This is a genomic window from Streptomyces sp. NPDC001617 (assembly GCF_053596855.1).
The window spans coordinates 121,943-135,652 of sequence record NZ_JBSFHA010000019.1 but is presented as its reverse complement, the minus strand read 5'-3'; the positions used below and the strand labels follow the sequence as shown (position 1 = coordinate 135,652).

Genomic DNA, 13,710 nt, shown 5'->3' with positions numbered 1-13,710 from the left:
TGGCCGTCGCCGTCGCCGTCGGGGTGGGCGCCGGGCTCACCAAGGTCCAGTGGGGCCTGATCGCCCAAGGAGCATCTGGGCCTGCCCAACCGGGACGACGTCAAGACCGGCGTCATCACCTACAAGATCGCCGCCCACGCGGCCGACCTCGCCAAGGGCCACCCCGGAGCACAGGACTGGGACGACGCCCTCTCCGACGCCCGCTTCGAGTTCCGGTGGGAGGACCAGTTCAACCTCGCCCTGGATCCGGACACGGCACGGGAGTTCCACGACGAGACCCTCCCTGCGGAGCCGGCCAAGACGGCCCACTTCTGCTCGATGTGCGGGCCGAAGTTCTGCTCCATGAAGATCTCGCAGGACATCCGCCGCGAGCACGGCGGAAGCCGGGCGGAGATCGAGGACGGCATGGCCCAGAAGTCGAAGGAGTTCGCGGCGAGCGGGAACCGGGTGTACCTGCCGATCGCCGATTGACGCACAAGCGATTGAACACAAGTGAGCGCCGTTTCAGGAGACTTCGTTCTCCGGAACGGCGCCCACCGGTCGCACCCCACCTCATGGGGCCGTAGCGCCTCGCATGGCGGAGTGCCTCTTCCGGTCACGGCCTCGGACGGCAACAGCACCATCGGCGACTCGTCGCACAGACTCGCTTTCCGATCATGTTCCGGCGAGTCCACTCGTTCGGAGCCGTGCGGATGGCTGAGGCGGCCCCGACCCGAGGCCGGCGCACGCGGGACGGCACGCCCGAAATGCCGGTGGATGTTCCCCGGCATGAAGATCTCCCGGGACATCCGCCGCGAGGACGGCGGAAGCCGGGAGGAGATCGAGAACGGCATGGCCCAAAGGCCGAAGAAGGTCGCGGTGGCGGGCAACAAGGTGTGCCTGCCGCTCGCGGACCGACCTCGGGCGTCCGGGCGTTCGGCTTGCGCTCCGCCAAAGGGACCCTCCCCGAAGGGACCCCGTGGTGGAGGGCGCAAGCCGAGCCTTACTCCGGCTGGTGTTCCGGGCCTCCGAAGTCCGGGCTGGTGTAGTCCGGGCTAGAGAAGCTCGGCCGGGGGCCGCGGGCCGGGCCGTCGTCCGGGCTGGTGAAGCCCGGTCGGTCGTAGCCGAGGTGCGGCATACGGCTGGTCGGTGCCGACGGCGTGGGGCTGTGCAGTGCCGCGGCGGCGGCGCCGGGGTCGGCCAGTGCCTCCCGAAGGAACGGCAGGACACCGCGCTCCAGGAGCGCCTCGCGCCAGGCTTCCCTGGCCCGGGACACCTCCCCGCTCAGTTCGCCGTACGGACCGGACTCCAGGGCGGGCCGGTTGCGCAGGGCGGTGAGGAGCAGCCCCACACAGGCGACGACGATCGCGACCGCGGTCATGGCGCCGAACACCCAGCCGGCCGTGATCATCGTCTTGCCGAACCCCTCCTTGGGGGCGAGGGACCTGATGATGTAGCCGACGAGCAGGAAGATCGCCGCGGCTGTCCCGGCGAGGACGGGTGCGAGGACGGCGGCGACGGCGACGGCGCCCGCACCGGCCGGCTCGACAGTCTCGCCGAGGGTGGCCGCGAGCCCCAGCGCGCCCGTGCCCGGTTCCGAGGAGCCGGATTCGCGGGTGGACGCAGGGGTGGACGACGCCGGGTGGCGCAGTTCCTCGCGGACCTTCACGTAGTGCTGGTACTCGGTCGCCGCGGCCACCGTGATGAGTGCGGTGGCGTTCAGCGCCATGGTGCGCAGCTGTTCGGGGTTGAGCCGCTGGCCGACCGTGGCCAGCTCCGGGCGGTTTGGGGCGGAGCGCAGCGCCTCATCGAGGACCCGCTCGTACTCCTGGCGGTCCTCGCTCAGCAGGTGCTGCGGAACGCTGTTCATGTGCATCCCCCGATGCTCCGTAGGGCTTGGGGCTCGCATGCCAACGAGCCGTCGGGCAGAAACGGAGGGGAGCCTGCTACGGATAAGCCGATGGTAGAGCGGGGACGGCACACGGTAACAGGGGGTTTGAAGAAATTGGGCCCTGGCCTGCGCCGTATATCGCGTTTCCTCCGTGGGGGCGCCTGCCCGTCGAATGCTCAGACATCCAGGGGAAGTTGCTGGACCAGCAGCTTTCCGGCCATGGTCACCCCGCCGTCCATCGCGATGGCCAGGCCTTCGGCGTAGACGTGTGGTCCGTCGACCACCGGTCCGGAGTTGTCCTCGCCGTCCTCGGAGCCGACCTCGCCCAGCAGATAGGGAATCGGGCTGTGACCGTGAACGATGCGGGTGCCGCCGTACGTATCCAGCAGGGAGCGTACGGCGTCTGCACCCCCTTCGTCGCGGAAGGAGAAGCGCTTGGTGAACTTGCGGAACAGATCCCAGCACTCGTCGGCGTCGTTGCGTGTGAGCGTCTCGCGCACGGTGTCGTTGACGGCCTCGATCGAGTCGCCGTAGTCGAGGTAGGCGGTGGTGTCCGAGTGGACGAGCAGATAGCCGTCGACCTCTTCGACGGCGTCCAGGCGGGCCATCCACTGGAGGTGGTGGTCCTGGAGTCTGTCCATGTCGGTCTTCTGGCCGCCGTTGAGCAGCCAGGCCGCCTGGAAGGTGGCGGTGCCCGCGCCGGAGTTGACGGGGGTGTCGCCGAACCGCTTGGCACCGAGCAGCAGCAGCTCGTGGTTGCCCATGAGCGCCTTGCAGTAGCCGCCGGACGCGGCCGCCTCGGCGGACAGCCGCATCACCAGATCGATGACGCCGATGCCGTCGGGACCGCGGTCGGTGAAGTCGCCGAGGAACCACAGCCGGGCCGTGCCCGCGCACCAGTTCCCGGCGGAGTCGATCAGGCCCTGCTCCTGGAGGGCGGCCACCAGTTCGTCGAGGTAGCCGTGCACGTCCCCGACGACGTAGAGCGGACCCACGCCGTCCGCCTGCTGCGGAACGCCCAGGGCCGTCGGGTCGACGGACACCTGAAGCGTGTCACCGCGGTTGACGACGGGCAGGTCCCGCTCGGTCGGTGTGTACCCCTCGGGGTACGCCTCCTCGTGCGCCGGTACGACATCGCCGGGGTGCGTGCTGTGGCCGTACGGACCGGTCTCGTGGACGTACGCGGGTACCCGGAAGTCGCGCAACGTCGCCGTCCGCTCCGCCTCGGGTCCCTGACCGGCCCCCTGAGTCATCAGACCCCTCCACCATCGCGCCGCATCTGCACCGCTTCGGACTGCCTGGTCGCAGCGGCCCGCGGTGTCGTGGGCCCATCATAGGAATGCGGATCGCGCCATGTGATGACCCAGGGGTGGTGAATCGGCGCAAGAGTCCAGTTCACCGCGGCTTTCGCCCCGATTGGGCAGGGCTTCGACCGCTGCTGACAGCGCTTGTTCTACTTCCCTTCGGGCGATCGCGGGGGGCTGACCGTCGTGCGCGGCGCACGACGCTGTGACGAGGTGCGCACGATCAGCTCCGTCGGTATCACCTGCTCGACCGGTTGGTCCGATGCGACCCCCTCGATCGCGTCGATGAGGAGCTGCACGACCGCCGTGCCGATGCGACGGGGCTTCAGTGAGAGTGTCGTGATGGGCGGTTCGGTGTTCGCGTACACGGTCGATTCGCTGCAGCAGACCAGAAGCAGGTCGTCCGGTACGCGCAGACCGTAGCGGCGGGCGGCGGCGAGCAGATCGGTGCCGTTCGGGTCGAACAGCCCGTAGACCGCGTCCGGCCGGTCCGGGCGGGCGAGCAGCCGGTCGGCGGCCACCGCGCCCGCACACGGGTCGTGCGCCGGATAGGCCTCGTACACCGGGTCCTGGCCGACACGCTCGCACCAGCGCAGGTACGCCGTGGTCGACAGATGGGTGTACGTGTCCGTCGTCGTCCCGGTGAGCAGGCCGATGCGGCGGGCGCCGGCGGCGGCCAGGTGGTCGAGGATGCCGAGGACGGCGGCCTCGTGATCGTTGTCGACCCACGCGGTGACCGGCAGGGCGCCGGCCGGGCGGCCGTCGGAGACGACCGGCAGCCCCTGCCGGACGAGTTCGCTGACCACCGGGTCCTGGTCGGACGGGTCGATGACGACCGTGCCGTCCAGGGCGACGTTCGACCACACGTCGTGGCGCGAGGTCGCCGGCAGGATCACGAGCGCGTAGCCGCGGGCGAGCGCGGCCGAGGTCGCGGCTCTCGCCATCTCCGCGAAGTACGCGAACTCGGTGAAGGTGAAAGGTTCATCCCCGTACGTCGTCACGGTCAGGCCGATGAGGCCCGACTTTCCGGTACGGAGGGTTCGGGCCGCCGCCGACGGGCGATATCCCAATCGGTCGGCGACCTCGCGGACATGGCGGCGGGTGGCGTCCGGGAGCCTGCCCTTGCCGTTCAGGGCGTCGGAGACGGTCGTGATGGAGACTCCGGCGGCGGCGGCCACGTCTCTGATGCCCGCCCGGCCCGGCCGGCTGCCTCGACGGGAGGTTTCCGCGCGGCTCACCTGGTGCTTCCCTGCTGCTGTCATGGCGAGCCGATAGTAGGGCTCATGCGGTGGGGTAGGGCGGACGCATATGCACGCGTTGACAGGCACGTTTCTGCAAGGTCATTTACCGTCAACTACCTTTGAAAGGCAGTCAGTTGAACGATCCAATGGCACTACGTGACTTGTCGGCACGCATGAGCCTGCCAAGTCGTCGATGTTTCGAAGAGGTCTCAACTCACCTGCACGGGTGATGCGCGCCAGGGCGTGAGCCACCGGCGCACAGATATATGCGGCCGCGCCCCTGGATTCGTCTGCCTTCGTACGGTGATGCCCCTGATGCCTGTGGTACGGATGAGGTCAGATCTCCGGCCGGATCTCCGGCTGTACGAGGTCGCCCCTCACCTGTACGCAGCGGCGCCGAATCCTCATAAGGTGAGAAGTATTGGAAGCCGGCGGCGCGGACGGGCCGCCGGTGGTCGCGAGGAGGACTGCGGTGAGCGAGACGAGCCCCAAGCTGCGCGCCGAGCTGGAGGGTATCCCCACCTACAAGCCGGGCAAGCCCGCCGCGGCCGGTGGCCCGGTGGCCTACAAGCTGTCCTCCAACGAGAACCCCTATCCGCCGCTGCCCGGGGTGATGGAGACCGTCACGGCCGCCGTCTCGTCCTTCAACCGCTACCCGGACATGGCCTGCACGGGCCTGATGAACGAGCTGTCCGACCGCTTCGGCGTCCCGCTCGCCCACCTGGCCACCGGCACCGGCTCGGTCGGCGTCGCCCAGCAGCTGATCCAGGCGACCTCGGGCCCCGGCGACGAAGTGATCTACGCCTGGCGGTCCTTCGAGGCGTACCCGATCATCACGCAGATCAGCGGCGCGAGGTCGGTGCAGGTGCCGCTGACGCCGGGTGACGTCCACGACCTGGACGCCATGGCGGAAGCGATCACCGACCGCACGCGTCTGATCTTCGTCTGCAACCCCAACAACCCGACCGGCACGGTCGTGAAGCGGGCCGAGCTGGAGCGGTTCCTCGACCGGGTGCCGAGCGATGTGCTGGTCGTCCTGGACGAGGCCTACCGCGAGTTCATCCGTGACCCCGAGGTCCCGGACGGCGTGGAGCTGTACCGCGAGCGCCCGAACGTCTGCGTGCTGCGCACGTTCTCCAAGGCGTACGGCCTCGCCGGTCTGCGGGTCGGCTTCGCGATCGCCCATGAGCCGGTGGCGGCGGCGCTGCGCAAGACGGCGGTGCCGTTCGGCGTGAGCCAGCTGGCGCAGGAGGCGGCGATCGCCTCGCTGCGTGCCGAGGACGAACTGCTGGGCCGGGTCGGCTCGTTGGTCTGCGAGCGCAATCGCGTGGTCGACGCGCTGCGGGCGCAGGGCTGGACGGTGCCCGAGACCCAGGCCAACTTCGTGTGGCTGCGGCTGGGGGAGCACACGGTCGCGTTCGCCCAGGCGTGCGAGCAGCACGGCGTGGTGGTGCGGCCGTTCCCCGGCGAAGGCGTGCGGGTGACGGTCGGCGAGACCGAGGCGAACGACATCTTCCTCAAGGTGGCGGAAGGGTTCCGCAAGGAGCTGTGAAGGCCGTCCGGACACTGCGGGGCGTCCTCGTTCCACGTGAAACCAGGACGCCCTGTGCATGCCATGGTCCGACCGGTCCATCCCTCATGGGACCTATCGGACCGGCTTAGGGACCCCCCGCCCATCCCGCGGCGAACGGGGATGCGTCATACTTGCTTGTGAATGTGAACGCTTTCACAAGCGTATGTTTCACGAGCCTGTGAGGTAAGGAGCGGCGACGTGGACCTGGCTTTGGCGCCGGAGACTCTGGCGCGCTGGCAGTTCGGCATCACGACCGTCTACCACTTCCTGTTCGTTCCCCTGACGATCTCGCTGGCCGCCCTCACGGCCGGCCTTCAGACGGCGTGGGTACGCACCGAGAACGAGAAGTACCTCAGGGCGACGAAGTTCTGGGGCAAGCTCTTCCTGATCAACATCGCGATGGGGGTGGTCACCGGCATCGTGCAGGAGTTCCAGTTCGGCATGAACTGGTCCGACTACTCACGGTTCGTCGGCGACATCTTCGGCGCCCCCCTCGCCTTCGAGGCCCTGATCGCCTTCTTCTTCGAGTCGACCTTCATCGGCCTGTGGATCTTCGGCTGGGACAAGCTGCCGAAGAAGATCCATCTGGCCTGTATCTGGATGGTGTCGATCGGCACGATCCTGTCGGCGTACTTCATCCTCGCGGCCAACTCCTGGATGCAGCACCCGGTCGGCTACCGGATCAACAAGGCCAAGGGCCGTGCCGAACTCACCGACTTCTGGCACGTGCTGACCCAGAACACCGCGCTGGCCCAGGCCTTCCACACGCTCTCCGCGTCCTTCCTGACCGGCGGCGCCTTCATGGTCGGCATCGCGGCCTTCCACCTGTTCCGCAAGAAGCACGTCCGGGTGATGAAGACCTCGCTGCGGCTGGGCCTGGTCACCGTGGTCATCGCCGGCCTGCTCACCGCGATCAGCGGTGACACCCTCGGCAAGGTCATGTTCAAGCAGCAGCCGATGAAGATGGCCGCCGCCGAGGCGCTGTGGGACGGCCAGGACTCGGCGCCGTTCTCGATCTTCGCGTACGGCGACGTCAGCAAGGGCCACAACACCGTCGAACTGTCGATTCCCGGAATACTGTCCTTCCTGGCCGACGACAACTTCAACTCGCACGTCCCCGGCATCAACGACACCAACAAGGCCGAGCAGGAGAAGTACGGCCCCGGCGACTACCGGCCCATCATCCCGGTCACCTTCTGGGCGTTCCGCTGGATGATCGGCTTCGGCATGGCGTCCTTCGTCATCGGCATCGTCGGACTCTGGCTGACCCGCAAGAAGTTCATGCTGCCGCAGCACCTGAGGGTGGGCGAGGACGAGGTACCCCATCTGGTCCTGTTCAGGAACAAGGCGCTCAGCCCGAAGCTCGGCAGGCTGTACTGGCTGGTGGCCATCTGGACCCTGGGCTTCCCGCTGATCGCCAACTCCTGGGGCTGGATCTTCACCGAGATGGGCCGTCAGCCGTGGGTCGTCTACGGTGTCCTGCAGACCCGTCAGGCGGTCTCCCCCGGCGTCTCCCAGGCCGAGGTCCTCATCTCGATGATCACCTTCACCGCGCTGTACGCCGTCCTCGCCGTCGTCGAGGTCAAGCTGCTCGTGAAGTACGTCAAGGCCGGCCCGCCCGAACTCACCGAGGCCGACCTCAACCCGCCCACGAAGATCGGCGGCGACGACCGTGACGCCGACAAGCCGATGGCCTTCTCGTACTAGGCCCAGGGAGATCGAGTCATGGAACTTCACGACGTCTGGTTCGTGCTCATCGCCGTCCTGTGGACCGGCTACTTCTTCCTGGAGGGCTTCGACTTCGGGGTCGGCATCCTCACCAAGCTGCTCGCCCGGAACCGGCCCGAGAAGCGGGTCCTGATCAACACCATCGGGCCCGTCTGGGACGGCAACGAGGTCTGGCTGCTCACGGCGGGCGGCGCGACCTTCGCCGCCTTCCCCGAGTGGTACGCCACGCTCTTCTCCGGCTTCTACCTGCCGCTGCTGGCCATCCTGGTCTGCCTGATCATCCGAGGCGTCGCCTTCGAGTACCGCGCCAAGCGGCCCGAGGAGAACTGGCAGCGCAACTGGGAGACCGCGATCTTCTGGACCTCGCTGCTCCCCGCGTTCCTGTGGGGCGTGGCCTTCGGCAACATCGTCCGGGGCGTGAAGATCGACAAGAACTTCGAGTACGTCGGCAGCCTCTGGGACCTGCTCAACCCGTACGCGCTCCTCGGCGGCCTCGTCACGCTGACGCTCTTCACCTTCCACGGGGCGGTGTTCACCGCGCTCAAGACGGTCGGGGACATCCGGGAGCGGGCGCGGAAGCTGGCGCTGCAGGTCGGTCTCGTCACCGCTGTGGTGGCGCTGATCTTCCTGCTCTGGACTCAGGTCGACAGCGGTGACGGTCAGAGCCTCGTCGCGCTGATCGTGGCCGTGGCCGCGCTGGTCGCCGCGCTGGTGGCAAACCAGGCCGGACGTGAGGGCTGGTCGTTCGCGCTCTCCGGGGTCACGATCGTGGCCGCCGTGGCGATGCTCTTCCTCTCGCTCTTCCCGAACGTCATGCCGTCGTCGCTCAACGGGGACTGGAGCCTCACGGTCACCAACGCCTCGTCGAGCCCGTACACCCTGAAGATCATGACCTGGTGTGCCGGTATCGCCACGCCGCTCGTCCTGCTCTACCAGGGGTGGACCTACTGGGTGTTCCGCAAGCGCATCGGAACACAGCACATCGCTGAAACCGCGCACTGAGGTGTGTTTCACGTGAAACCAATCGACCCGCGTCTGCTCCGATACGCCCGTGCCACCCGCCTCTTCCTGGTGGCGGTCGTCGGCCTGGGCGCCGTCGGGGCGGCGCTGGTCATCGCCCAGGCGATGCTCATCGCCGAAGTGGTGGTCGGCGCCTTCCAGCACGGGATGACGGTCGCTGAACTCCGCACTCCCCTGCTGCTGTTGGTGGCGGTGGCGGGTGGACGCGCGCTGGTCTCCTGGCTGACCGAGCTTGCCGCTCATCGCGCGAGTGCCGCGGTGAAGTCGGAGCTGCGGGGGCGGTTGCTGGAGCGTGCGGTCGCGCTGGGGCCCGGCTGGCTGAGCGGGCAGCGGACCGGCTCCCTCGTCGCTCTGGCAACCCGCGGAGTCGACGCCCTGGACGACTACTTCTCCCGCTACCTCCCGCAGTTGGGGCTCGCGGTCGTCGTGCCGGTGGCGGTGCTCGCCCGGATCGTCACCGAGGACTGGGTCTCGGCGGCGATCATCGTCGCCACCCTGCCGCTCATCCCCCTCTTCATGGCCCTGATCGGCTGGGCCACGCAGTCCCGGATGGACCGTCAGTGGCAGTTGCTGTCCCGGCTGTCCGGGCACTTCCTGGACGTGGTGGCCGGGCTGCCGACACTGAAGGTGTTCGGACGGGCCAAGGCGCAGGCCGAGTCGATCAAGCGCATCACCGGCGAGTACCGGCAGGCGACCATGCGGACCCTGCGGATCGCCTTCATCTCGTCCTTCGCGCTGGAGCTGCTCTCCACGCTGTCGGTGGCGCTGGTCGCCGTGACGATCGGCATGCGGCTGGTGCACGGCGAGATGGACCTGTACACCGGACTGGTCATCCTGGTGCTCGCGCCCGAGGCGTATCTGCCGCTTCGGCAGGTCGGTGCGCAGTACCACGCGGCGGCGGAGGGACTCGCGGCGGCCGAGGAGATCTTCGCCGTCCTGGAAACGCCCGTGCCGGCGAACGGTACGGCGGCTGTCCCAGCCGGGCGCATCGCCTTCGAGGGCCTGACGGTCCGCTATCCCGGGCGGGCCGAGGAGGCCGTGTCGGACGTGTCCTTCGCCGTCGAGCCCGGGGAGACGGTCGCGCTCGTCGGACCGAGCGGCGCGGGCAAGTCGACGCTGCTGCATGTGCTGTTGGGGTTCGTGCCGGCGACCGAGGGGCGGGTGCGGGTCGGCGGCGCCGATCTCGCGGACGTCGATCCGGAGCAGTGGCGGTCGCAGATCGCGTGGGTGCCGCAGCGGCCGCAGCTGTTCGCCGGGACGATCGCGGAGAACGTACGGCTGGCCCGTCCCGACGCCGACGACGCCGCCGTACGACAGGCGTTGGAGGATGCCGGGGCCCTGGAATTCGTGGACGCGCTGCCCGCCGGGGTCGACACCGAGCTCGGCGAGGACGGCACCGGTCTCTCTGCCGGACAGCGCCAACGGCTCGCGCTGGCCCGGGCGTTCCTCGCCGACCGGCCCGTCCTGCTGCTCGACGAGCCGACGGCCGCGCTGGACGGGGCGACCGAGGCGGAGATCGTGGAGACGGTACGACGGCTGGCCGTGGGGCGGACGGTGCTGCTGGTGGTGCATCGGCCGGCCTTGCTCGGGGTGGCGGGGCGGGTGGTGCGGGTGGAGGAGCCGGTGGTGGCCGGTGCTGGGGAGGGGCGGGCTCGGGTCGAGCAGGCAGTGGTATGTGACATAGCACTGTTCCCCAGGACCGAGCAGACAGTGGTATGTGACATACCACTGTCTGAACAAGCGATCGCCGAGCCCACCAAGCCCACCGCCCGCACCCTCACCCGAGTCCGCTCCACGTCCGCCCCCCACCGCAGCCGACTCGCCCTGGCCCTCCTCCTCGGCAGCCTCGCCCTCGGCAGCGCCGTGGGCCTCATGGCCACCTCCGGGTGGCTGATCTCGCGGGCCTCGCAGCAGCCGCCGGTGCTGTATCTGATGGTGGCCGTGACGGCCACGCGGGCCTTCGGGATCGGGCGGGCCGTGTTCCGGTACGCCGAGCGGCTGGTGTCGCACGACGCCGTGCTGCGGATGCTCGCCGACACGAGGGTCGCCGTCTACCGGCGCCTGGAGCGGCTGGCGCCCGCCGGGCTGCGCCGCACGCGCCGCGGGGACCTGCTCTCGCGGCTCGTCGCCGATGTGGACGCCCTGCAGGACTACTGGCTGCGCTGGCTGCTGCCCGCCGGTTCCGCGGCGCTGGTGTCCGCCGCCTCCGTCGCGTTCACGGCGTGGCTGCTGCCCGAGGCCGGTGCCGCCCTCGCCGTGGGCCTGGTCGCGGCCGGTGTCGGTGTCCCGCTGGTCACCGGTGCCGTCGCCCGACGCGCCGAGCGCAGGCTGGCCCCCGCCCGAGGAGAACTGGCGACGCGCGTGACCGACCTGCTCACCGGCACCGCCGAGCTGACCGTCGCCGGCGCCCTGCCCGCCCGTACCGCCGAGGCGCGACGGGCCGATGGCACGCTCACCCGGATCGCCTCCCGCGCCGCCACCGCCACCGCGCTCGGCGACGGACTCACCGCGCTGATCTCGGGCCTCACCGTCGCAGCCACCGCCCTCGCAGGCGCCCAGGGCGTCGTTGACGGCAGGCTGGGCGGCGTGGCGATGGCCGTCGTCGTCCTCACCCCGCTGGCTGCCTTCGAGGCCGTCCTCGGGCTGCCCCTCGCCGTGCAGTACCGGCAGAGGGTGCGCAGGAGCGCGGAGCGCGTGTACGAGGTGCTGGACGCGCCCGAGCCGGTGCGGGAGCCGGAGCAGCCCCGGCAGGCGCCCGCCTCGCCCTTCCCGCTCGTCCTCAAGGGCCTGACGGCCCGCCACGCGGGCCAGGACCGGGACGCGCTCGGCGGCCTCGACCTGACCCTCGACCAGGGGCGCCGGATCGCCGTGGTCGGACCGTCCGGCTCCGGCAAGACGACCCTCGCGCAGACGCTGCTGCGGTTCCTGGACGCCGGTGCGGGTTCGTACACACTGGCCGGCGTGGACGCGTACGCCCTCGACGGCGACGACGTACGACGGCTCGTCGGGCTGTGCGCCCAGGACGCGCACCTCTTCGACAGCTCGGTGCGTGAGAACCTGCTGCTCGCGAAGAAGGGCGCCGGCGAGGACGAGCTGCGCGACGCCCTGCGGCGGGTCCGGCTGCTCGACTGGGCCGACGGCCTGCCCGACGGGCTCGACACACTCGTAGGAGAGCACGGGGCACGGTTGTCGGGCGGGCAGCGGCAGCGGCTGGCGCTCGCCCGGGCGCTGCTGGCCGACTTCCCGGTGCTGATCCTCGACGAGCCGGCCGAGCATCTCGACCTGCCCACGGCCGATGCGCTCACCGCCGATCTGCTGGCCGCCACCGAAGGGCGGACGACGTTGCTCATCACGCACCGGCTGGCCGGTCTGGAGGCGGTCGACGAGGTCGTCGTACTGGACGAGGGGCGTGTGGTGCAGCGGGGGACGTACGCGGAGCTGGCCGCTGTGCCGGGGCCGTTGCGGGGGATGGTGGAGCGGGAGGTGGAGGCGGAGTTGCTGGTCGGCGCCGCATAACGCCGGGCGCGCTCTCGAGTATCCGTAACAAATGGGACGAGGCGACGGCGACTCTGCCGGGCGGACGCCCGGCGTATGCCTGACGGTTGCGGACAACGGCGTCGGCATCCCCGAAGGCGGCCGCCGCAGCGGCCTCGGGAACCTCGAACGGCGCGCGGAGTCGCTCGGCGGCGACAGTTGGCACGGGCGGGGTACCGGGGCGGACGGCAGCGGTGCGACGGTGGTGTGGCAGGCGCCGTACTGACCCGTCCGCAGCAACGGTTCCCCCGGCTGCACGACTTCAACAGGCCCGCCCGCCAGGGTTTGGGCCACGATCGCTGACATGCGCTCACCTCGCCGTCATTCGCTGCTCATTCCCGCGCTGCTGTGCGCGCTGGCGGTGCTCGCGGCCCGGCCGGCGGCAGCCGACGGCGAACCGGCGGGCGGGGACGATCCGGGGATCAGCGTTCAGGTGGCGCGGCTGTACCAGGACGCGGCCGTCGCGACACAGCAGTACGAGGCGGGCCGACAGGGCGCCGAGGCGCAGCAGGTACGGGCGCAGCTGGCCGACGCGCTGCTCGACCGGGAGCGGCGGGAGCTCGCCGTCATGCACGACGGCCTGGGACGGATCGCCCGCGCCCAGTACCGGACGGGTGGCGGGCTGCCGCTGACGGCGCAGATCGTGCTCGCGCGCAGCCCGGACGAACTGATGCGGGGTCAGCATGTGTTCTCGCAGGCCAATCTGGCGCTGGAGAACGCGGTCGCCAAGAGCCGGCGGGCCGAGGCGCGGCTCGCCGCCGACGAGGCGAAGGCCGCGGCGTCCTGGCAGGTCCTGGAGAAGCGGAGGACCGAACTCGCGGCGCTGAAGAGCGGTATCGAGCAGAAACTGGAAGCGGCGCGTGGGCAGTTGCAGGGCGAGGCGGACGCCTCGGTCGCGGCGGGCAGTTGCCGGGGCGCGGTGCGGCTGGACCAGCCGCGCACGCAGTTCACGCAGGCGTGGGTCACGCCCGTGGAGACATACCAGTTGTCGGCCGGATTCGGCAGTGGCGGCGACCGGTGGGCCAACCGGCACACCGGGCAGGATTTCGCGGTGCCGATCGGGACGCCGGTGCGGGCGGTGGGCGCGGGGCGGGTGGTGAGCGTGTCGTGCGGGGGCGCCTTCGGCATCCAGATCGTGATCGAACACCCCGGCGGCTACTACACGCAGTACGGCCATCTCGCCGCGGTCACCGTCGACCCGGGCGAACATGTCGGCACGGGGCAGTGGATCGCCCAGTCGGGCACCACCGGCAACTCCACCGGCCCGCACCTGCACTTCGAGGTACGGGTCACACCGGAGATGGGGTCGGCGGTGGACCCGGTGCCGTGGCTGGCGGCGCGGGGTGTGCCGGTGGGATAGGCGTGGGGCGGGCGTCGCCGACTCGTGTGCAGGGGGTGCGCTCCACTGTCGCTGCCCCTTACGGCCTTACGGCTTACGGC

Annotated in this window: 8 protein-coding genes and 2 pseudogenes; 7 read left to right on the top strand and 3 right to left on the bottom strand. The window is 70.1% G+C overall.

Features of this window, described 5'->3' with window-relative positions:
- Positions 1-60: 60 nt before the first annotated feature.
- A pseudogene (locus ACWC09_RS17435) lies at positions 61-471 on the top strand (phosphomethylpyrimidine synthase ThiC); the annotation flags it as partial.
- A 511-nt stretch (positions 472-982) separates the two neighbouring features.
- Here ACWC09_RS17435 and ACWC09_RS17430 read toward each other — a convergent pair.
- From ACWC09_RS17430 to ACWC09_RS17420, 3 genes are all read right to left on the bottom strand, one after another.
- The gene (locus tag ACWC09_RS17430; protein ID WP_450851394.1) at positions 983-1,855 is read right to left on the bottom strand and encodes a hypothetical protein; all 873 of its coding nucleotides are present in this window, start codon (positions 1,853-1,855) and stop codon (positions 983-985) included.
- 191 nt (positions 1,856-2,046) lie between these two features.
- Complete coding sequence (locus tag ACWC09_RS17425; RefSeq protein WP_450851393.1) at positions 2,047-3,123, bottom strand: metallophosphoesterase; 1,077 nt, start codon at positions 3,121-3,123, stop codon at positions 2,047-2,049.
- A gap of 200 nt (positions 3,124-3,323) precedes the next feature.
- On the bottom strand, positions 3,324-4,436 hold the full coding sequence (locus tag ACWC09_RS17420) for a LacI family DNA-binding transcriptional regulator (RefSeq protein ID WP_450851392.1): 1,113 nt from the start codon (positions 4,434-4,436) through the stop codon (positions 3,324-3,326).
- A gap of 451 nt (positions 4,437-4,887) precedes the next feature.
- Here ACWC09_RS17420 and hisC point away from each other — a divergent pair, with 451 nt between their 5' ends.
- The 6 genes and pseudogenes from hisC (at position 4,888) to ACWC09_RS17390 (ending at position 13,630) form a co-directional block, all read left to right on the top strand.
- The gene (gene hisC / locus ACWC09_RS17415) at positions 4,888-5,967 is read left to right on the top strand and encodes a histidinol-phosphate transaminase (protein WP_450851391.1); all 1,080 of its coding nucleotides are present in this window, start codon (positions 4,888-4,890) and stop codon (positions 5,965-5,967) included.
- A gap of 219 nt (positions 5,968-6,186) precedes the next feature.
- Positions 6,187-7,695 (top strand): cytochrome ubiquinol oxidase subunit I, encoded by a 1,509-nt coding sequence (locus ACWC09_RS17410; RefSeq protein WP_450851390.1) that lies wholly within the window; start codon positions 6,187-6,189, stop codon positions 7,693-7,695.
- An 18-nt stretch (positions 7,696-7,713) separates the two neighbouring features.
- A complete protein-coding gene (gene cydB / locus ACWC09_RS17405; protein ID WP_450851389.1) occupies positions 7,714-8,718 on the top strand; it encodes a cytochrome d ubiquinol oxidase subunit II in 1,005 nt (334 codons plus the stop codon).
- Between the two features lie 12 nt (positions 8,719-8,730).
- Positions 8,731-12,252, top strand: coding sequence for a thiol reductant ABC exporter subunit CydD (gene cydD / locus ACWC09_RS17400; RefSeq protein ID WP_450851388.1), 3,522 nt, complete (start codon positions 8,731-8,733; stop codon positions 12,250-12,252).
- 38 nt (positions 12,253-12,290) lie between these two features.
- Positions 12,291-12,496, top strand: a pseudogene (locus ACWC09_RS17395) (two-component system sensor kinase); the annotation flags it as partial.
- A 78-nt stretch (positions 12,497-12,574) separates the two neighbouring features.
- A complete protein-coding gene (locus tag ACWC09_RS17390) occupies positions 12,575-13,630 on the top strand; it encodes a M23 family metallopeptidase (RefSeq protein ID WP_450851387.1) in 1,056 nt (351 codons plus the stop codon).
- The last annotated feature ends 80 nt before the right edge of the window (positions 13,631-13,710 follow it).

Excerpts from the sequence above, each read along its gene's own strand:
- cydB (WP_450851389.1), top strand. The coding sequence starts at position 7,714 with ATGGAACTTCACGACGTCTGGTTCGTGCTCATCGCCGTCCTGTGGACC.
- ACWC09_RS17390 (WP_450851387.1), top strand. The coding sequence starts at position 12,575 with ATGCGCTCACCTCGCCGTCATTCGCTGCTCATTCCCGCGCTGCTGTGC.
- ACWC09_RS17420 (WP_450851392.1), bottom strand. The coding sequence starts at position 4,436 with ATGACAGCAGCAGGGAAGCACCAGGTGAGCCGCGCGGAAACCTCCCGT.
- ACWC09_RS17430 (WP_450851394.1), bottom strand. The coding sequence starts at position 1,855 with ATGCACATGAACAGCGTTCCGCAGCACCTGCTGAGCGAGGACCGCCAG.
- ACWC09_RS17425 (WP_450851393.1), bottom strand. The coding sequence starts at position 3,123 with ATGACTCAGGGGGCCGGTCAGGGACCCGAGGCGGAGCGGACGGCGACG.